21 protein-coding genes are annotated in these 17,606 nt (G+C 64.1%); 8 read left to right on the top strand and 13 right to left on the bottom strand.

The annotated features are described in order from the left end of the window. The first annotated feature begins 49 nt into the window (after positions 1-49). Positions 50-2,188: a prolyl oligopeptidase family serine peptidase gene (locus ACSH0F_RS08765; protein WP_435201872.1), complete on the top strand. Its 2,139-nt coding sequence runs from the start codon at positions 50-52 to the stop codon at positions 2,186-2,188. 55 nt (positions 2,189-2,243) lie between these two features. Here ACSH0F_RS08765 and ACSH0F_RS08770 read toward each other — a convergent pair whose 3' ends face one another. Both ACSH0F_RS08770 and glmU read right to left on the bottom strand, forming a co-directional pair. Continuing rightward, positions 2,244-2,522: an HNH endonuclease gene (locus ACSH0F_RS08770; protein ID WP_435201874.1), complete on the bottom strand. Its 279-nt coding sequence runs from the start codon at positions 2,520-2,522 to the stop codon at positions 2,244-2,246. Between the two features lie 13 nt (positions 2,523-2,535). Next, positions 2,536-3,894, bottom strand: coding sequence for a bifunctional UDP-N-acetylglucosamine diphosphorylase/glucosamine-1-phosphate N-acetyltransferase GlmU (gene glmU, locus ACSH0F_RS08775; protein WP_435201876.1), 1,359 nt, complete (start codon positions 3,892-3,894; stop codon positions 2,536-2,538). 60 nt (positions 3,895-3,954) lie between these two features. Between glmU and ACSH0F_RS08780 the strand changes: the two genes are divergently transcribed. The 3 genes from ACSH0F_RS08780 to ACSH0F_RS08790 all read left to right on the top strand — a co-directional run bounded on the left by ACSH0F_RS08780 (position 3,955) and on the right by ACSH0F_RS08790 (position 6,909). Further along, complete coding sequence (locus tag ACSH0F_RS08780; protein ID WP_435201878.1) at positions 3,955-4,638, top strand: HAD hydrolase-like protein; 684 nt, start codon at positions 3,955-3,957, stop codon at positions 4,636-4,638. A 134-nt stretch (positions 4,639-4,772) separates the two neighbouring features. Continuing rightward, a complete protein-coding gene (locus tag ACSH0F_RS08785; RefSeq protein ID WP_435201880.1) occupies positions 4,773-5,702 on the top strand; it encodes an SDR family NAD(P)-dependent oxidoreductase in 930 nt (309 codons plus the stop codon). A gap of 64 nt (positions 5,703-5,766) precedes the next feature. Further along, entirely contained in the window at positions 5,767-6,909 is a 1,143-nt protein-coding gene (locus ACSH0F_RS08790) for a hypothetical protein (protein WP_435201882.1), read from the top strand. 18 nt (positions 6,910-6,927) lie between these two features. On the opposite strand, the gene ACSH0F_RS08795 is transcribed toward ACSH0F_RS08790, so the two are convergent. Genes ACSH0F_RS08795 through ACSH0F_RS08810 form a run of 4 tightly spaced genes read right to left on the bottom strand, consistent with a single transcriptional unit; the run spans position 6,928 to position 9,914 of the window. Then, positions 6,928-7,278, bottom strand: coding sequence for a DUF2794 domain-containing protein (locus tag ACSH0F_RS08795; protein WP_435201884.1), 351 nt, complete (start codon positions 7,276-7,278; stop codon positions 6,928-6,930). Then, a complete protein-coding gene (gene epsC / locus ACSH0F_RS08800; protein ID WP_435201886.1) occupies positions 7,278-7,967 on the bottom strand; it encodes a serine O-acetyltransferase EpsC in 690 nt (229 codons plus the stop codon). The genes ACSH0F_RS08795 and epsC overlap by 1 nt, the downstream gene beginning before the upstream one ends. A 26-nt stretch (positions 7,968-7,993) precedes the next feature. After that, positions 7,994-8,605 carry an ATPase gene (locus tag ACSH0F_RS08805; protein WP_435201888.1) on the bottom strand — a complete coding sequence of 204 codons (612 nt, stop codon included), beginning with the start codon at positions 8,603-8,605 and terminating at the stop codon, positions 7,994-7,996. 13 nt (positions 8,606-8,618) lie between these two features. After that, the gene (locus ACSH0F_RS08810; protein ID WP_435201890.1) at positions 8,619-9,914 is read right to left on the bottom strand and encodes a heavy-metal-associated domain-containing protein; all 1,296 of its coding nucleotides are present in this window, start codon (positions 9,912-9,914) and stop codon (positions 8,619-8,621) included. 69 nt (positions 9,915-9,983) lie between these two features. Here ACSH0F_RS08810 and purM point away from each other — a divergent pair, with 69 nt between their 5' ends. The 4 genes from purM to ACSH0F_RS08830 are packed head-to-tail and all read left to right on the top strand — an operon-like array spanning position 9,984 to position 13,107. Further along, positions 9,984-11,093 (top strand): phosphoribosylformylglycinamidine cyclo-ligase, encoded by a 1,110-nt coding sequence (gene purM, locus ACSH0F_RS08815; RefSeq protein WP_435201892.1) that lies wholly within the window; start codon positions 9,984-9,986, stop codon positions 11,091-11,093. Next, positions 11,086-11,685, top strand: coding sequence for a phosphoribosylglycinamide formyltransferase (gene purN / locus ACSH0F_RS08820; RefSeq protein ID WP_435201894.1), 600 nt, complete (start codon positions 11,086-11,088; stop codon positions 11,683-11,685). Before purM ends, purN begins: the two co-directional genes overlap by 8 nt. 31 nt (positions 11,686-11,716) lie before the next feature. After that, complete coding sequence (locus tag ACSH0F_RS08825) at positions 11,717-11,911, top strand: hypothetical protein (RefSeq protein WP_435201896.1); 195 nt, start codon at positions 11,717-11,719, stop codon at positions 11,909-11,911. 38 nt (positions 11,912-11,949) lie between these two features. Beyond that, on the top strand, positions 11,950-13,107 hold the full coding sequence (locus tag ACSH0F_RS08830; RefSeq protein ID WP_435201898.1) for a sulfotransferase: 1,158 nt from the start codon (positions 11,950-11,952) through the stop codon (positions 13,105-13,107). Positions 13,108-13,152: 45 nt separating this feature from the next. Here ACSH0F_RS08830 and ACSH0F_RS08835 read toward each other — a convergent pair whose 3' ends face one another. The 7 genes from ACSH0F_RS08835 to ACSH0F_RS08865 all read right to left on the bottom strand — a co-directional run bounded on the left by ACSH0F_RS08835 (position 13,153) and on the right by ACSH0F_RS08865 (position 17,508). Further along, the gene (locus tag ACSH0F_RS08835; RefSeq protein ID WP_435201900.1) at positions 13,153-13,572 is read right to left on the bottom strand and encodes a nuclear transport factor 2 family protein; all 420 of its coding nucleotides are present in this window, start codon (positions 13,570-13,572) and stop codon (positions 13,153-13,155) included. 83 nt (positions 13,573-13,655) lie between these two features. Continuing rightward, a complete protein-coding gene (gene ndk, locus ACSH0F_RS08840; RefSeq protein ID WP_435201902.1) occupies positions 13,656-14,078 on the bottom strand; it encodes a nucleoside-diphosphate kinase in 423 nt (140 codons plus the stop codon). 119 nt (positions 14,079-14,197) lie between these two features. Next, positions 14,198-14,689, bottom strand: coding sequence for a hypothetical protein (locus ACSH0F_RS08845; RefSeq protein ID WP_435201904.1), 492 nt, complete (start codon positions 14,687-14,689; stop codon positions 14,198-14,200). Between the two features lie 177 nt (positions 14,690-14,866). After that, on the bottom strand, positions 14,867-15,286 hold the full coding sequence (locus ACSH0F_RS08850) for a hypothetical protein (protein WP_435201906.1): 420 nt from the start codon (positions 15,284-15,286) through the stop codon (positions 14,867-14,869). Positions 15,287-15,419: 133 nt separating this feature from the next. Next, positions 15,420-15,866, bottom strand: a complete 447-nt coding sequence (locus tag ACSH0F_RS08855) for a DNA polymerase III subunit chi (protein ID WP_435201908.1) — start codon at positions 15,864-15,866, stop codon at positions 15,420-15,422. Continuing rightward, positions 15,863-16,030, bottom strand: a complete 168-nt coding sequence (locus ACSH0F_RS08860; RefSeq protein WP_435201910.1) for a DUF2256 domain-containing protein — start codon at positions 16,028-16,030, stop codon at positions 15,863-15,865. Before ACSH0F_RS08860 ends, ACSH0F_RS08855 begins: the two co-directional genes overlap by 4 nt. Positions 16,031-16,050: 20 nt before the next feature. After that, a complete protein-coding gene (locus tag ACSH0F_RS08865) occupies positions 16,051-17,508 on the bottom strand; it encodes a leucyl aminopeptidase (RefSeq protein WP_435201912.1) in 1,458 nt (485 codons plus the stop codon). Positions 17,509-17,606 lie beyond the last annotated feature (98 nt).

A 17,606-nucleotide genomic window follows, 5' to 3' on the forward strand; every position in this document is an offset into this window, starting at 1 on the left:
CGCCCGCAAGCTATGTCTCATAGGGCGTAGAACGCATGGGAGACTGCACTTGAAACTCGTATCCACGCTGGCCATGGCCGCAGCCATGACGCTTGCAACCACCACCCCCGCCGCCGCACAGGACGGCGTGCCCGGCCCTGAAGACGATCCGCACATCTGGCTGGAAGAAGCCCGCAGCGACGAAGCGCTCGACTGGGTGCGCGCCGAGAACGAGCTGACTATGGCCGCGCTCGCGAGCGATCCGCGCTTCGAGACGCTCAAGGCCGAAGCGCTGGCGATCTACGACAGCGAAGACAAGATCCCCTACGTCTCGATCCGTCCCGACGGCCTCTACAATTTCTGGCAGGACAAGGAAAACCCGCGCGGTCTCGTCCGCCGTACCACGCTGGAAAGCTATCGCACCGACAGTCCCGAATGGGAAACCGTACTCGATGTCGACGCGCTGGCCGAGGCAGAGGGCAAGGAGTGGGTCTACAAGGGCTCGACCTGCCTGCCGCCGGCCCAGACCATGTGCATGATCGCGCTGAGCGACGGCGGCAAGGATGCCACCATCCTGCGCGAATTCGACATGGCGACCAAAAGCTTCGTCGCAGGCGGCTTCACGCTGGAGAACGAGAGCCAGGGCGGTGTCCAGTGGCTCGATCAGGACACGCTGCTGGTTAGCCGCGATTTCGGCGAAGGATCGCTCACCGACAGCGAATATCCGCTCAGCACGCGCGTGTGGAAGCGCGGCACCTCGATTGAGGATGCGCCGGAAATCTTTCGCGGGGAGCAGAGCGATGTCTGGTCCGGCGCGAGCCTGTTGCGCGACGGAGATGCCGTGGTCCACGGCTACACCGCCTTCCGGGCGGTAAGCTTCCACGAGACCGAGCATTATTTCCAGAAGGATGGCGAGTGGGTGCGTCTCGACATCCCGCTGAAGGCCTCGCCCTATGGCATCGTCGACGACCAGCTGCTGTTCTCGACCGATGTGGATTGGGAAACGCAGGGACAGACCTTCCCCGCCGATTCGCTGATCGCGGTCGATCTGGAAGCTTTCAAGGCCGACCCGAACGGCGCGACGAAAACGCTCGTCTGGGCGCCCGAAGACCGCCAGACCAAGCAGGGCGCCACGATTACCTCTGACAGCCTCTACGTCACTCTGCTCGACAATGTGCGCGGTAAGGTGATGAAGCTGGACTATGCCGATGGCGAGTGGGTGCGGAACGCAGTCGACCTGCCCGAGAACGCGACGATCGGGATCAACGCCTCGTCCGACGAGCGCGACGAGGTGATGTTCACCGTCACCGACTTCCTCAACCCGTCGAGCCTCTACTACCTCGATGGCGAAGCGGGCACGATGGAAGTGCTCAAGACCTCACCCGCCTATTTCGACAGCGAGGGCATGGAGGTCGAGCAGTTCGAGGCCACAAGCAAAGACGGCACGAAGATCCCGTACTTCGTCGTCAAACCGGCTGGCGCGACACTCGACGGGACGAACCCGACACTGCTGACCGGCTATGGCGGCTTCCAGGTCCCGCGCTTGCCGGCCTATCTCGGCACCACGGGCAAAATGTGGCTGGAGCGCGGCGGGGTCTACATCCTCGGAAACATGCGCGGCGGGGGCGAATTCGGCCCCGGCTGGCACCAGAGCGCCATTCGCGAGAACAAGCAGCGCACCTGGGACGATTTCATCGCCATCGCCGAGGATGCGGTCGCGCGCGGGATCACCAGCCCCGATCACCTCGGCATCCAGGGCGGCTCACAAGGCGGCCTGCTGGTCGGCACGGCCTTCACCCAGCGCCCCGATCTGTTCGACGCGGCCATCGTCCAGATCCCGCTGTTCGACATGCTGCGCTATCACCTAATCGGCCGCGGTGCCTCGTGGATCGGCGAATATGGTGATCCGCGCATTCCCGAGCAGCGCGAGTGGATCGAAGACTATTCGCCCTACCAGAAGATCGTCGAGGGCGTGGACTACCCCACCCCCTTCCTCTGGGCCTCGACCGCCGACGACCGCACGCATCCGGCCCATGCCCGCAAGGGCGCGGCGAAGCTCAAGGCGCTCGGACAGCCCTATTATTACTACGAGGAAATGACCGGCGGCCACTCGGGCGGCGTGGACAATGAACAGCGCGCGCAATTGCAAGCGCTGCAATATGTCTATCTGCTCCAGCAGCTGGCGGACGACGAACAGACCGGCGGCTGAGTTCGGCATTGCATTACACGAGGGGCGGTCCAGCGATGGGCTGCCCCTTTTTATATCAGCGCGGCGAGCGGGTCGGCGCGTGGAAGTCGGGCGGTTTATCGGCCACCCAATCGACGAACTTAGCGAGCGTATCGCGCTCCAGCAATGCCGCGCGATCCTCTCCGACACGGGCAAGCTCGGCGTTGGTGAAGTTCGCGTGGATCGCGCGGTGGCAGATCGGGTGGACCGGTGCGGTTGTCCGGCCCTTCTTCGATTTGGGCACCGTGTGATGCTGCTGCACGCGGCGACCGAGCGGACGATCGCAAAGCCAACACCTATCGGACTCTTTCGTCATCCGGCCGGACGGCTCACGTCTTTTGCGCCGCCTTTTTCTTCTTCATCGTATCGTGGAAGCGGTCGGCCCAGCCGGGCTTCACCACCTGTTCGGCGCGAACCATTCGCAGGTCGCCAGCGCCGACATCACGGCTCACCGCGCTTCCTGCCGCGACGATAGCATCCGGCCCGATTGTGACCGGCGCGATCAGCGCGCTGTTGGAGCCGATGAAAGCGCGCTCCCCGATCACGGTCTTGTATTTGAAGTAACCATCATAATTGCAGGTTATGGTGCCTGCGCCGATATTTGCGCCCGCGCCGACCTCCGCATCGCCGAGGTATGTGAGGTGGCTCGCCTTGGCCCCTTCGCCCAGGGTCGCTTTCTTCATCTCAACGAAATTGCCGACGAAGCTGTCCTTTTCCATCACCGCACCGGGCCGCAGGCGTGCGTAGGGGCCGACCTGGGCGCCTTCGCCGATGGTCGCGCCCTCGATATGGCTGAAGCTCTTGATATGCGCCCCGCTTGCCACGGTCACGCCGGGGCCGAACACCACATTGGGATCGATCGTCACATCTGCAGCCAGCTCGGTATCGTAGCTGAAGAACACCGTCTCCGGCGCGCGCAGGGTCACGCCTTCTGCCATCCAGTGCTCACGCTGCTCGGCCTGCCACTGCGCCTCAGCGGCGGCGAGTTCGGCACGGCTGTTGATCCCTGCGACCTCGTTGGCATTGGTTTCGACGACCACCACCTTGTCGCCCCGCGCAATCGCATTGGTGGCAACGTCGGGCAGGTAGTATTCGCCCTGCGCATTGTCGTTGCCGACCGCATCGAGCAGCGGCCACATATCGTCCGAATGCGCCACGATCAGCCCAGAATTGCACAGGTCGCAGGCGCGCTCGGCATCGCTGGCGTCCTTGAACTCGACCATTTTCGAGACCGCGCCGTCTTTGTCGGCAATGATGCGCCCGTATTGAAGCGGATCGTCGGGCCGGAAGCCGAGCACGGCGACCTTCGCGCCGCCCTCCAACGCCGCGGCAAGTTTGCGGACGGTCTCTGCCTTCACCATCGGACAATCGCCGAAGCACACCAGGATATTGCCGCTGAACCCGTCGAGCGCCTCGCGGGCCTGCAATGCTGCATGCGCCGTGCCGAGCTGAGGGTCTTGCAGGGTCGTGCTGACGTCGCGGTCCGCCAGGGCCGCGTCGAGCTGCTCGCGCTTGTCGCCGACCACCACGACGGTACGCTTCAACTCCAATTGCGCAAAACTGCCGAGCAGGTGCATCAGCATCGGGCGCCCGGCGATGGGGTGCAAGACCTTGTGCAGGCTGCTTTTCATGCGCGTACCTTTGCCTGCGGCGAGGATGACGGCGGCGAAGTCTGTCGATTGGCTCATGCCTTCGCCCATGCCACCAATTGCTTGCGGTTTGAAGAACCATCCGCCACGCGGTTGCGCATGAGCGATTTCCCTTTCGATATCGTCGGTTTCGACCTCGATGGCACGCTGGTCGAAAGCCACCGCGACCTGGGCGCGGCCGTGAACTACGCGCTGGAGCTAGGCGGGTTCGATCCGGTGCCTGCGGATAGTGCAAGCGACCTCATCGGCGGCGGCGCGAAGATCATGCTGAAGCAGGCGGTCGATGCGCAAGACGGCATGCCGGAGGATGAGTTCCGCAAGCTCTACAAGCAGATGCTCGCCTATTATTCCGAGCACAATGCCGTGCACACCCGACCCTATCCGCATGCCGAGGAGACGCTGGCGGCGCTGGCGGATCGCGGCGTGAAGCTCGCGCTAGTTACGAACAAATTCGAGGAATTCGCGCGGCAAATTCTCACGACGCTTGGACTGGCCGGCCGTTTCTACGCGATCATCGGCGGCAACAGTCTGGGCAAGGATGAGAGCGGCATCTACCGCGCCAAGCCCATGCCTGATCCGGTAATCGAAGCCCGGCAGCGGGGCGGCGGCGGCCCATTCGCCTTTGTCGGCGACAGCAGCTACGACGTGAAAGCGGCGCGCGGGGCCGCGGTCCCGGTGATCGGCGCCCGCTACGGCTATTGCGACAAACCGCGCGGGCAATTGGGCGCCGATGCGGAGATCGATTCGCTGGCCGAACTGGTCGTGGCGCTGGAACGCCTCTGACGCGCCAGCCGTTCTCGCCCTGCCCCTACGGCACGGCGGAGCACCGCGCATACGGTTGCAAGCCGCAGGCAAAAGTGCCACGCCGCACCGCACAATTGACCTTTACGTAAACGAAAAACAGCAGGAGCCATCCCATGAGCATCGATTTCAAGGACAAGGTCGCCATCGTCACCGGCGCCGGCGGCGGTCTGGGCCGCGAATATGCGCTGGAACTCGCCCGTCGCGGCGCGAAGGTCGTCGTCAACGACCTCGGCGGCTCGCGCGACGGCACCGGCCATTCGGACATGGCGCTGCAGGTGGTCGAAGAAATCGAGAAGGCCGGCGGCGAGGCGATGTCGAACGGCGGCAGCGTCACCGAGTTCGAGCAGATGGAAAAGATGGTCGCCGACGCCAAGCAGAAGTGGGGTGGCGTGCACATCGTCATCAACAACGCCGGTGTCCTGCGCGACAAGACCTTCGCCAAGATGACGATGCAGGATTTCGAATTCGTCGTCGACGTGCACCTCAATGGATCGGCCAATGTGTCGAAAGCCGTGTGGGAAACCATGCGCGAGCAGGCTTATGGCCGGCTCCTGATGACCGCCTCCTCGACCGGCCTGTTCGGCAATTTCGGCCAGGCGAATTACGGCGCGGCCAAGCTCGGTCTCGCGGGCCTGACCAAGACGCTCCAACTCGAAGGCGCGAAGTACAACATCAAGATCAACACGATTTCGCCGGTTGCCGGCACGCGCATGACCGAAGATCTCTTCCCGGAAGAAGCGTTCAAGCTGTTCGATCCGGTGAACGTGGTCCCCGCCGCGCTCTTCCTCGTCAGCGAAGATGCGCCGACCAATGCCATCGTTGGCGCTGGCGCAGGCGGCTTCCACAGCGCCTGGACCGTCATGAACGACGCCGTCTGGCTGAAAGACGAAGAACGCACGGTCGAGGGCTTTGCTGCAAATTGGGACAAGATCAGCGAATTCTCGAACTTGAAGGCGCCGCAAAGCGGTTCCGAACAGTCGGGCGCGATCCTGACCGCGATGCAGAAGGTCACCGGCACCGGCCCGAGCAGCGCGCGGGGCTGACCCGCCGTATTGACTTGGTAATACACTAAAGCCTATTTTCCCCGCAACAGGGGAGCATAGGCTTTTGTACAGTCAGGAAGATATCAACTCGGCGGTCGCGGCAGGCGCCCTGAGCGCCGAAGCGGCCGACGCCCTGCGCACGCATGTCGCCGCTTCCCGCGATGCGGTCCCGGCGGATGCCGAGCATTTCCGGCTCATCACCGGCTTCAACGACATCTTCGTATCGATCGGCGTGGTAATCATGTTGCTGGCGGTCGGCGCGATCGGTCAGGCTATCGCAGGCGCGATCTACCCAGCTCCCTATTACGATGGTACCGACTGGGACCCCAACTGGTATGCCGACACGCGCGCCCAGCTCGATCTTGCGCAAGGGATCAGCACCGCCCTGGCCGCAGCCTTCGTAGCGGCGACCGCCTGGCTGCTGGCCGAGTTCTTTACGCTCAAACGCCGCATGGCCCTGCCCAGCATCCTCCTCCTCCTCGCCTTCGCGATAGGAGTGATGGTGACGCAGGCGGGCGTCATCATGTCGTTCTTCAACGGCGGCAGCACGACGAGCGAGACCATCGGCGTAATCCTGCTCGCGGTTGCCGCGCTGGTCACCGCAGGCGCTTCATGGCTGCACTGGAAGCGGTTCATGGTACCGATCACCGTCGCCGCCATGACCGCCGCCGTCGCCGGAACGGCCGTGTTGCTGCTGGTCGCGGCCATCGGGCCCAATAGCGACAATCTGGAGACGGTCGTCCTCTCGGTCGTCTTCATCGTCGGTCTCGTCATCTTTGCTTTCGCCATGCGCTGGGACATGAGCGATACAGCGCGCTCCACCCGCCGCAGCGACGTCGCCTTCTGGCTGCACCTGCTGGCCGCGCCCATGATCGCGCATCCGGTCTTCGCCCTGATCGGGGTGACCGACGGCGACAATATCGGCCTCGGCGCCGCCTTCGCGGTGATCGCGGTCTATGTCGTGTTCGGGCTGGTAGCGCTGGCGGTCGATCGTCGCGCACTGCTGGTGTCCGCACTGGCCTATGTGCTGATCGCGCTGACCTTCCTGTTCCGCGAATTCGGAGCGGTGGAGCTCAACTTCGCGCTGACCGCGCTGGTGATCGGCTCCGCTCTGCTGACGCTGAGCGCGCTGTGGACACCTATCCGCGCCGCCGTGGTCGGCAGCCTGCCGGGAGACATGCGGACGCGCCTCCCGGCGACGGCCTGACAGCCTAGGGTCTCGCCCCTACTCGTCGACCGCCTTGAGCAGCCGTCGCTCCACCGGGGCGATCACACCGGCGAGCTCGTGCCCACGCTTCAGCACCTGCCCATGCTCGCCGAACAGGGTCCACATGCCCTGCCGATTGCGTAGCGCGGGCCGCTTTTCGATGCGCGCTTGCGGGCGCTCCGCGGTCCGCCGGAAGGCAGCAAAGGTCGCAGTGTCCTTGGTGAAGTCCATCGCATAATCGCGCCACTCGCCAGCGGCGACCATGCGCCCGTAGAGGTCGAGAATGCGCAACAGCTCTTCGCGTGCGAAGCCGATCTGGTTGGGCTTGCGTCCGGGAAAGGCAACGACCGTGCCGCTGGCAGCGCTCATCAATCGGCAGTCCCGCTGCGGCGCCGGGGTTCGCGCTCGGCACGCAGGGCGGCGATTTCCTCGCGCATGGAGCGCAGTTCGCTCTCCAGCTTTTCGATGCAGTCGATCCGGTTGCCCTCGGCATCCTCGCACGGCGTGCCGTAGGGGACGAACTCCTTCATCCACTCCTCCGCAGGCACCAGCGTGCTGCGCGCCTTCAGGCCGATCATCGTCGCGCCCTCGGGCACTTCGTCGGTCACGACGGCATTCGCCCCGATGCGCGCGCGGCGTCCAACCGTCACGGGCCCGATCACCTGCGCGCCCGAGCCGAGGATCACGTCGTCCTCGATTGTCGGATGCCGCTTGCCGCCGACTCCATTGGTCGGGTTCGTCCCGCCCAAAGTCACATGCTGGTACATGGTGACGTTGTCGCCGATCTCTGCTGTCTCACCAATTACGGAGAAGCCGTGGTCGAGGAAGAAGTTCTTCCCGATCTTCGCGCCCGGATGAATGTCGATCCCGGTCACCATCCGGCTCCAGTGATTGACCAGCCGGGCGAGGAAGAACAGCTCGGCTTCGAACAGCCAGTGCGCGATGCGGTGGTAGAACAGCGCCCAGACACCCGGATAGGTCAGGATTTCCCAGCGGCTGCGCGGCGCGGGATCGCGGGCCTTGATGCTGTCGAGATAGGCGACAAGCCGTTCAAACATGCGCGTATTCTCCCACCGGCTGCGCTTTAAAGCAAGCGGCCCTGCTCAGGACCCTGCACTGCTTCCAGCGCATCACGCCAGACAGATAGGGTCGCGGGCACCTTGCGTTCAAGGCTGAGCCGGTCGATTTCGGCCACGACGCGCTCGATTGCGGCATGGCTACGCTCCATCCGCGGAACGAGATAAGCGGGGGCGCCCTCGCCCAGCGCCAGGCCGCGCTGGGTAGCGTGCGATAGGATGAGGTCGGCAGCCATGGCATCGTCGGGCGGCCCGATTTCGAGCTGCAGCGAGGCGCGCATCCGGGTCTGGAGGTCCGGGAGGTCGATGTCCCATTGCTCGCCGTCCACGACCAGCAGGAGCGGCGTGCCATCTTCCTGCGCGCGGTTCCAGCGGTGGAACAGCGTAGTTTCGTCCTGTGCATCGGCCCCGTCGATCGCCCCGCCGAGCCCGGCATCGACGAACCACTTGGCCAGCAGCGATTTGCCCGAGCGCGGCGGGCCCATCAGCACGGCGCTGCGGAACGGCCAGTTTTCGGGGGCCTGCAAGGCTTCCGCAACCGCGCGGTTGCCACTGCCGATCACGATGGATGGCGGATCGCCACCATGCACCGGCGCCAGCGGGAGAGCGATCTGGGACATGTCGCCCGCGCCCTCAGCGACTGATCGAAAGCGCGTTGCTGCCCTGCTGGACGGTGAAGCCACGGGCGCGCAGCGCATCTGCCAATTCGCCGATCGACCCGCCGAAGCTGACGGTCACGACCGTGGTGCCGCCGATGGCCGTGCTGCGCACCCCGGTGCTGCGAACGCCGTTCGCCCCGCGAATGCCGGCCAGCGCGCTATCGAAGCTCGCCGCATCGGGCGTCGCGACCTGCACCGTGTAGAGCGCGACCGAGCCTTCCGGCGGCGGCGTGCGGATCGGGGCAGCGGTGATCGCATCTCCGCTCTCGCTGGTCGCCTCTTCGTTGCTTCCACGCTGGGTTGCCTGTTCGCGATTCGCACGGTCCTGGGCGATCAAGGCACGGCCGAGCTCGATCAGGCGCTGGATGGCCGGATCGGATTCGGGCGAGCCGAGATTGAGCGTAGGATCGGGCCGCAGCTTTCCGTCCACCAGCGCTCGCGTGAACAGGCTGTCGAAGCGCACCACCGCGCGATCCAGCATGGCAGGCAGCTGCTCGGGCGTCTCGGCGGTCATCGTGAAGCTGCCGAGATAGGTGTTGTCCGGCCCGTATCGCGCGGTGAAGGTGCCCTCCACGGGCCCGCCCGGATACGTGTACCGCAGTCTTGCGACCGGGGTCAGCACATCGGCGGCACCGAACTGGTCGAGCACATTGCGCCACCATACGCGGCTGCGGCGCCCCGTCTGCCCATAGGTCACGAGCAGCGAATCGCCGCCCGACCCTACCGGCCGGACATAGTCGATCCGGCTCGCGCCAGCCTGGTATTGGGCCCACGCCCGCTGCCAGGGATTGACCCGTTCATAGACGAGATTGGTGCCGGCCGAGACGGTCACGGGTACCAGCAGCATCGGGGCCGAGCGCGAAGCCGCGCCTTCGGAGCCGAGATAGCGCGACGCGCGCTGGCGATCGAAGATCACGCCGAGCGTCGCAATATAGCGCTTCGGTCCGATCCGTTCGCGCTCGATCACGATGGCGGATACCAGCGAATTGATCTGGGAATCGGGTAGCGAAGGCCCTTCGATCTTTTCCCAAGCCAGCTTGGCCGCCTCTACCCAGGCTTCCTCGCGCGCTTCTTCACCCGTGTCGGCGCTGACGTCGACTTCGATGCCGGACACCTCAATATCGCTCGAGGCAGCAATCGCTGCGATCCCGCGCTCGCCACCGACCTGCGCCCAGGCGATGGCGCCCAGAGTGCCAAGCACGACGATGCCGGCCAGCAGCAGCAGCCAAGTGCGTCGCGACGCGGTTCGGAGGGGAATGGCGTAATCCATCGGGGAAACAGCGGGCCTTTTGCCGAAAGGAATCTGGAAATCCAAGCGCGAATGCGTAAGGCGGGTGGCATGAGCGATGAACCCGGCAAAAAAGCCACGTCCTATACCTATGAACAGGCGGGCGTCTCGATCGAGGCGGGCAATGCGCTGGTGAGAGCCATCGGCCCGCTGGTCAAGGCGACCATGCGCCCCGGCGCGGATGGCGAGATCGGCGGATTCGGCGGGTTTTTCGATCCTAGGGCCGCTGGTTACAAGGATCCGCTGCTGGTCGCGGGCAATGATGGCGTGGGCACCAAGCTCAAGCTCGCGATCGACACCGGGCGACACGACACCGTCGGCGTCGATCTTGTCGCCATGTGCGTCAACGATCTTATCGTTCAGGGTGCGGAGCCGCTGTTCTTTCTCGACTATTTCGCCACCGGAAAACTGGAGAACGGTGTCGCCGAGCGCGTGATCGCGGGCATCGCCGATGGCTGCAAGCAGGCCGGTTGCGCGCTGATCGGTGGCGAGACGGCGGAGATGCCCGGCATGTACGCGGCGGGCGATTACGACCTCGCCGGGTTTTGTGTGGGCGCGGTCGAACGCGGCGAACAGTTGACCGGAGAGCGCGTTGCACCCGGCCACATATTGCTCGGCCTAGCAAGTTCGGGCGTCCATTCGAATGGCTTCTCGCTGGTCCGCCGCCTTGCAAAGGACAAGGGCTGGAAGCTCGACCGCCCCGCCCTCTTCGACCGCGATCGCCTGCTGGTCGATACGCTGATCGAACCGACGCGCATCTATGTTCAGAGCCTGCTGCCACTGGCCCGCGAGGGGCTGATCGATGCCATGGCGCATATCACCGGCGGCGGCCTGCTCGAGAATATTCCTCGCGTGCTGCCATCCGGCGCCCATGCCGAAGTCGATGCCGACGGATGGGAGCAACCAGGGCTGATGGCTTTCCTGCAGGCGCAAGGGAATATCGAGCCTGCGGAGATGGCGCGCACCTTCAACTGCGGCGTCGGCATGGTGCTGGCGGTCGAACCTGCGAACGCGGAAATCGTGCGCACACGCCTCGAGAGTGCGGGTGAAACGGTTTTGCCGGTCGGCCGCATCGTCGAAGGAGCGAAAGGTTGCACCGTGCGTGGCAGCACCGGGACCTGGGCCGCGCGCGAGGATTGGTCGGCAACGCATAATGCCTGACCCGGCGGCCACGAAGGTGCCCGTCGCAGTCTTCGTGTCCGGCAAGGGCACCAATATGGCCGCGCTGCTCTACGCCAGCCGCCAGCCGGATTGCCCTTATGAGATTTGCCTCGTCGCGGCGAATGATCCGGCGGCCGAAGCGCTGGTGCTGGCCGAGGCCGAAGGCGTCCCGACCTATGCCCTGTCGCACAAAGGGATGTCCCGCGGCGATCACGATAGCGCGATGGAAGCCGCTGCGAGAGACGCGGGTGCCGAGTATATCGTGCTGGCAGGCTATATGCGTATTCTCACGCCCGCATTCGTGAAGCGCTGGGAAGGACGGATGCTCAACATCCATCCTTCGCTGCTGCCGAAATATCCCGGCCTCGATACCCATGCCCGCGCCATCGCGGCGGGTGACAACCATGGCGGAGCCACGGTACACCTCGTGACCGAGGACCTCGACGCGGGCGAGGCGCTGGGCCATGTCGAGGTGGCGATCTGGCCTTCCGACACGCCGGAAAAGCTCGCCAATCGCGTGCGGGTCGCCGAACACCAGCTCTATCCGCGGGTGCTGGCCGATTATATCCGCCGGATGCAAGAGCGCGCTTGATATGCCTGTGCGGACGGATAGTGTGCGCCCGATGGGTCGCTCTTTCATATTCTACGCACTGGCCGCCATCGGTCTTGTCATCGTCGCCAGCAATGCGAACGACATCGAAGGGCGACATTCCGAGGCGAGCATGACGGAGACGTTGCTTGTTGTCGGTGGTGTGCTGCTCTTCGTGCTGGTCGCGCGCATCGCCATCGCGCGCTTCAATGCGAGACGTAGCGGCTAATGACCGCCCCGCCCCGTCCGCATCCTTTTGCGCGCTCGATGGCATCCGAGCTGGCAAGCCGGGCTTTCGCCACGATGTGGCAGCACGGGCTGACAAAGCGCCCACCGCTCGAGCCAGACTATCTGTGGACCGTCGGCGCAGACGGTTTCTCAGCCGAAGACGAGCATTCGATCCGTAGCGCGGAAGACGTTGCCGATTTCCGGGAGCGGCTGGACGCGCTGTGCTCGGCGCTGGTCGAGGAAGCAGCGCTCAATCCCCTCGGCCATACGATGGCCTATGGACAGATTACCGCGGCCATTCGAAAGCGCCATGCCCTCGGCCGGTTCTGGAACGAGAATCCGGGCGTAGCTCAGCGCGAGATCGCGCCGCCGATCCTCGTGGTGGGCCAGATGCGCAGCGGGACCACGCGGGTCCAGCGCCTGCTCGCCGCCGATCCGCGCCACTCGGGCACGCGTTTCTGCAACAGCCACGATCCTGTTCCCGCCACGCCCGACTTGCGGCCCGCCAAGGCTCGCGCTGCGCTGGCCGTCGCAAGGCGTATCAATCCCTGGCTCGACACCGTCCATCCCTTCGGAGCGCTGCGGACCGATGAGGAAATCGGGTGGCTTGCAGCGGCCCTGTCACCGGCTACGTTCGAAGCTCAATGGCGGATCCCTTCCTTCGTCGCATTCAGCAGCGCGCGGGACGCAGGGCCCGTCTACCGCGAATTCGCGCGTATCCTGCGTACCGATGCCCACGTGATGCAGGAAGCCGACCGCCCTCGCGTCCTCAAGTGCCCGCAATTCGCAGAAGATCTGGGAGTGCTGCTCGCACAATTCCCGGACGCGCGTCTGGTGCTATGCCGGCGCCCGAAGGAAGATATTCTGGAAAGCAGCGTTTCGATGACGGCCAGCCAAATGGCGTTTCAGTCCGACCACCATGACCTGCAGTGGCTCACCGCCATGTGGCAGGATAAAATCTCGCACCGCGAAGCTGCGATGGAGCGCGATCTCCGAAACTTTTCCGGTCTGCTGGCGACAATCGACTTCGCCGCACTGAACGCCGATTGGCGATCCGCGATCGGTACAGCCTACCGCGCGCTCAACCTGGAGCTGACATCCGAAGCTGTCGAGGCAATGCGGAAGGAACAGGAAAGGTCACACGACGACCCGCACCACGATCATGCGGGGCAGATGGCGGGTTTCAGCGCTGCCTGAGCCTAATTCCCAGGTCGGGGAGACGAACGCTTTCTCGATCCTCGATCAGCGCCGCTGCATGGCGTGGTAGCGCGTCACCGTCATCAGTTCGGGATCGCGCGTAATGTGGATTTCCGAAACGATTTCGCCGTCGAAGGTCAATCGCCAGAACGTCTGCCCGGACATTTCTTCGCTCTCGCTATCGGTCGTGCCGCTAACGAAGACCTCATTGTCCCTGACGGAAATATCGTCGATCCGCACCTGAACATGACCCGCCGCGATCCGGAGATTGCGGTCGGTCTTCAGAAAATCGTCGACACCTTCGATACGTCTACCGGCCCCATCGACGACGATGAGGTCAGGCGAGAGCAGCGGGCGCGCAGCATCCTGCTCCATAGCGTTGAGAAGGTCCGAAATCCTTCGGACCGCCGCAATGCGCCGCCGCCGTCTGCTTTGCAGTCTCTTTAGGAACCCACCAAAAACCACGACGGGCCAACTTATCGAGAAGCTGGCCCGTCACAATCTATATTTGATTATCAAATGCTAAAGCGGCCAACAGCCCTTTGAAATTACCCGACGATTTCTTTTTCGTCGAAGAAATAGTCGATTTCGATCTTCGCATTTTCGTCGCTGTCGGAGCCATGAACCGAATTTGCTTCGATGCTTTCGGCATAGGTCTTGCGGATTGTGCCATCGTCTGCATCGGCCGGATTGGTGGCGCCCATGACATCGCGATTGCGCTTCACCGCGTCTTCGCCCTCGAGGACCTGAACGACCACCGGACCGCTGATCATGAAGTCGACCAGTTCGCCGAAGAAGGGACGTTCCTTGTGCACAGCGTAAAAGCCTTCGGCCTGTTCCTTCGTCATCTGGATACGCTTCGAAGCGACGACGCGCAGGCCGGCTTCTTCCAGCATCTTGGTGACGGCACCGGTCAGATTGCGGCGCGTGGCATCGGGCTTGATGATCGAAAAGGTGCGGGTGACCGCCATGGTGAATATCCTTGAAACTTGAAAAGGGGGGAACCGATGCGCGCCGATAGCCGCCCTGCTGCGGGTCGGCAAGCCTGCTACGATCCTCGTATTGGCAAGCGCGTCCGGCGTGTCGTTTCTTATTGCGCGATCACCAGTATGCCGGTCGAACCGTTGCCGCCCGGAGATGTCTGAAGGCTGAAGGACAGCCCACCTGGCCCTTCACCGGCGATCATCCGTTCTTCTCCGGTTCGCGCGTCGGTGTCGATCTCTACCCCGGCGCTCGTCGCCTGCTTGCGGTAGTATTCGACGAGTTCTTGCGGAGGGGCATCCGCGGCGAAGGTTACCATCACCCCGCTGCCTTGCGATCCATTGAATGTGGTGCTCGATTCCACCTCGGCCCCCGGATAGAGTGCATATCCGTCGGGCAGGTCCAACTCGCCGGTCGCATCGGAGCCCACGGTGACGACTGCCTCGTTGCCCTCGGCATCGGAGATCCGCGCTCGATTATCTTCGCCGGTGCGGGACACCTCGTATTCGGTCGTGCCATCGGCCGAGATGACCGAAGTGGCTTCACTTTCGCCGCAAGCTGCCAGAGCGAGAATGACCACCGCCGCACAGTATTTTTTCATGTAACAGCCCCCGAATTTCGAGCGGTTAAAACATCATTTGCATACGGCGAGTCAAGCCTCGCAGTTAAAGGCGATGCCCGGCGCCATTTCGCAAGACCGATAGCTGGCGCATTCGGCGTTCGACAAGACAAACGTCAAGAAATGCCTCCGGACTGGAGCCATCCCTTCAATTCGTATTCAGCGGAACATGTCGCCCATCGACAATTGCGCTTGCGTCGCGCCGTCTTCACGTTTTGCCACGAGCGAGAAGGTCAATCCCTCGGCGTCCTCGCCGGCGAGGACCTCGGTCTCGTCGCTCCGTACGCGCGGTTCGATAGTGAAGCCCGCCGCCTCGGCTTGCGCGAGGTAATGGTCTGCAATCTGGCGCGGCGTCGCGTCGCTGCGCATGTCGACGATGATCAAACGTCGCTCGCCCTGGTCGACACGGGTGACATTGACCGCGCGCGCCTCGGGATAGAGCGTGAACCCCTCGGGAAGGTCGGGCGGCACCGTGCGGCCGGACCGCATCGCGGTGACGGTACCGTCCTCCGCTTCGAACCGGGCCGACGTTTCGCCGGTCTCCTGATCCACATCGAAAGTCCCGCGCGGATCGACCATCGCGGTTTCTTCGTTTGACTCGTCGGGTTCTACTTTGGAGCACGAAGAAGACAGAACTGCCGCAGCGGCCAATAAAGGAAGATGGAATGAACGCATTGCCCAATCGACGGACGAAAGCCTGCTCTGTTCCGAATTAGCGCCCTTCGCGCCAGCCACCCTGCTCGGTCTGCTTGAAAATACGATTGTCGAACGCCTCGTCGGGATCGAGACGCCGCCATAGTTCGCGCGCGGCGTCCCGCCCATCCGGATCGAACAGCAGCAGTACGCGCCCGAAATCCGAGGCCTCTTCGCGCCACTTGCCATCGGCGATGATGGCTAGCTTCGCGCCGTTTGCAGGGTCGCACCGGTCAGACAGCAGGACCGGCTGACGATCGGCGTGGGCCGCGTCGGCCATACCATTGGCGAGGAATGCCGCGCCGCCCTGCTCCCACAGAGTCTTGGACAGGGCCTCGCGCTGCTCCGCCGATCCGGATACGACCAGCAGGCGCTCGCCCGATTGCAGGACCTTGCGCGCCAGCTTCGCCACCGTGACATCGACCGGATCGCGGCTGAGCTGGTAGAAGTCCACCCGCGTGGTCATGGCTGAACCTCGCCGCCCGACTGCGACTTGTTGTGCCTGCACCGTTCGGAACAGTATTTTACCTCGTCCCAGTCCTTCGCCCATTTCTTGCGCCAAGCGAAATCGAGCCCGCAGGTCACGCAGGTCTTGATCGGGAGGTCGCCCCTGCGGCGCATTTTCGCCATTGCGACCTCCCGGACCGGTCTCAGCCTTCGAGATTGTCGGCGACGAAGCGGTCGATCAGCCGCACACCATAACCCGTCGCACCCTTACCCCAGGTCTGGCCCGGCTTGTCCGACCACACCATGCCCGCCACATCGACATGCGCCCAGGGCGTGTCGTTGGCGATGAAGCGCTGCAGGAACTGCGCTGCCGTGATCGAACCGGCCGCCTTGCCGCCGATGTTCTTCATGTCGGCGATGGGGCTGTCGATCAGCTTGTCGTAAGCGGCGCTGATCGGCAGGCGCCAGTTCTTGTCGCCGGTGGCGATGCCCGCGTCGTAAAGCTGGCCTGCAAGCTCGTCATTGTTGGAAAACACGCCCGCATATTCGTTGCCGAGCGAGATGATGATCGCCCCGGTCAGCGTGGCGAAGTCCACGATACGGCTGGGCTGGAATTCCTCTTGCGTCCAGTGCAGCGCATCGGCCAGCACCAGCCGCCCTTCGGCATCGGTGTTGAGCACTTCGATGGTCTGGCCCGACATGGAGGTGACCACGTCGCCGGGGCGCTGTGCCTTGCCGTCGGGCATGTTCTCGACGAGGCCGATCACGCCGACGAGGTTGGCCTTCGCTTTGCGCAGGACGAGTGCGAGCATGGCGCCCGCGACGGCACCGCCGCCGCCCATGTCCCACTTCATGTCTTCCATGCCCGGCCCCGGCTTGATGCTGATGCCGCCGGTGTCGAAAGTCACGCCCTTGCCGACGAAGGCCGCCGGCGCCTCGCTGCCGCCGCCGTTCCAGCGGATGGCAAGCAGTTGCGATTCGCGCTCCGACCCGAGGCCGACACCGAGCAGCGATCCCATGCCGAGCTTTTCCATCTCCGCCTCGCCGAGCACGACGATTTCGGCGCCGGTGCCCTCGAAGCGCTCGCGGCAGCGGGCCACGAAGCTCTCGGGGTAGATGATGTTGGCCGGTTCGGTGACCAGCTCGCGGGTGAATTCGATACCGCTGGCAAGATGCGCGGCCTCCGCCCAGGCGGCTTCGCTGCCTTCGGGCGCGTTGATAACCGTCACGGTTTCGAGCGAGATCTTCTGCTCGTCTTTCATCCGCGTGCGATAGACATCGTAGCGCCAGTTCCGCAGCCGCAGGCCGAGGAGGACGCTGGCGGCTTCATCGGCGGACAGGCCGCTATCCGCGAGATCGAGGACGACCTCCGTCTCGCCGCTCGACTGGTATTTCCCGGCGATGGCCGCGCCCGCTTTTTCGAGGTTGGCGCTGCGCGCTTCGTCGTTGCGATCACCTGCTCCGGCGAGCGCGAGGCGCAGGACCTTGCCGTCGCGCTCGACAAAGCTTTCGAACAGCTGGCCGGCACCGCCCTTGAACCGTGCCGCGTTCGCACCTTCGCTCACCGCTTTCTCGAGCGACGAAGGCAACTTGCCCTTGTCCACGACTTGGGCAAGAAGGCGCGCCGTTTCCGGACGGGACTGGCTGAACTGGATGTGCATGGGCTCTCCCAAAGATGTGACTGACGGGTGCGAAGCGCATTCCGGCTCGCCCCATAGGATGGCGATTGCGATTAGGCGTGGCCGGTGCGATAGGCAAG

It is taken from the genome of Qipengyuania sp. 902 (assembly GCF_051195295.1).
Lineage (GTDB): Bacteria > Pseudomonadota > Alphaproteobacteria > Sphingomonadales > Sphingomonadaceae > Qipengyuania.

Bases quoted from the DNA above. Each gene is read 5' to 3' on its own strand.
- ACSH0F_RS08770 (WP_435201874.1), bottom strand. From the start codon at position 2,522: ATGACGAAAGAGTCCGATAGGTGTTGGCTTTGCGATCGTCCGCTCGGT.
- glmU (WP_435201876.1), bottom strand. From the start codon at position 3,894: ATGAGCCAATCGACAGACTTCGCCGCCGTCATCCTCGCCGCAGGCAAA.
- ACSH0F_RS08780 (WP_435201878.1), top strand. From the start codon at position 3,955: ATGAGCGATTTCCCTTTCGATATCGTCGGTTTCGACCTCGATGGCACG.
- ACSH0F_RS08785 (WP_435201880.1), top strand. From the start codon at position 4,773: ATGAGCATCGATTTCAAGGACAAGGTCGCCATCGTCACCGGCGCCGGC.
- ACSH0F_RS08795 (WP_435201884.1), bottom strand. From the start codon at position 7,278: ATGAGCGCTGCCAGCGGCACGGTCGTTGCCTTTCCCGGACGCAAGCCC.
- epsC (WP_435201886.1), bottom strand. From the start codon at position 7,967: ATGTTTGAACGGCTTGTCGCCTATCTCGACAGCATCAAGGCCCGCGAT.
- ACSH0F_RS08805 (WP_435201888.1), bottom strand. From the start codon at position 8,605: ATGTCCCAGATCGCTCTCCCGCTGGCGCCGGTGCATGGTGGCGATCCG.
- ACSH0F_RS08810 (WP_435201890.1), bottom strand. From the start codon at position 9,914: ATGGATTACGCCATTCCCCTCCGAACCGCGTCGCGACGCACTTGGCTG.
- purM (WP_435201892.1), top strand. From the start codon at position 9,984: ATGAGCGATGAACCCGGCAAAAAAGCCACGTCCTATACCTATGAACAG.
- purN (WP_435201894.1), top strand. From the start codon at position 11,086: ATGCCTGACCCGGCGGCCACGAAGGTGCCCGTCGCAGTCTTCGTGTCC.
- ACSH0F_RS08825 (WP_435201896.1), top strand. From the start codon at position 11,717: ATGGGTCGCTCTTTCATATTCTACGCACTGGCCGCCATCGGTCTTGTC.
- ACSH0F_RS08830 (WP_435201898.1), top strand. From the start codon at position 11,950: ATGGCATCCGAGCTGGCAAGCCGGGCTTTCGCCACGATGTGGCAGCAC.
- ndk (WP_435201902.1), bottom strand. From the start codon at position 14,078: ATGGCGGTCACCCGCACCTTTTCGATCATCAAGCCCGATGCCACGCGC.
- ACSH0F_RS08845 (WP_435201904.1), bottom strand. From the start codon at position 14,689: ATGAAAAAATACTGTGCGGCGGTGGTCATTCTCGCTCTGGCAGCTTGC.
- ACSH0F_RS08850 (WP_435201906.1), bottom strand. From the start codon at position 15,286: ATGGTCGATCCGCGCGGGACTTTCGATGTGGATCAGGAGACCGGCGAA.
- ACSH0F_RS08855 (WP_435201908.1), bottom strand. From the start codon at position 15,866: ATGACCACGCGGGTGGACTTCTACCAGCTCAGCCGCGATCCGGTCGAT.
- ACSH0F_RS08860 (WP_435201910.1), bottom strand. From the start codon at position 16,030: ATGGCGAAAATGCGCCGCAGGGGCGACCTCCCGATCAAGACCTGCGTG.
- ACSH0F_RS08865 (WP_435201912.1), bottom strand. From the start codon at position 17,508: ATGCACATCCAGTTCAGCCAGTCCCGTCCGGAAACGGCGCGCCTTCTT.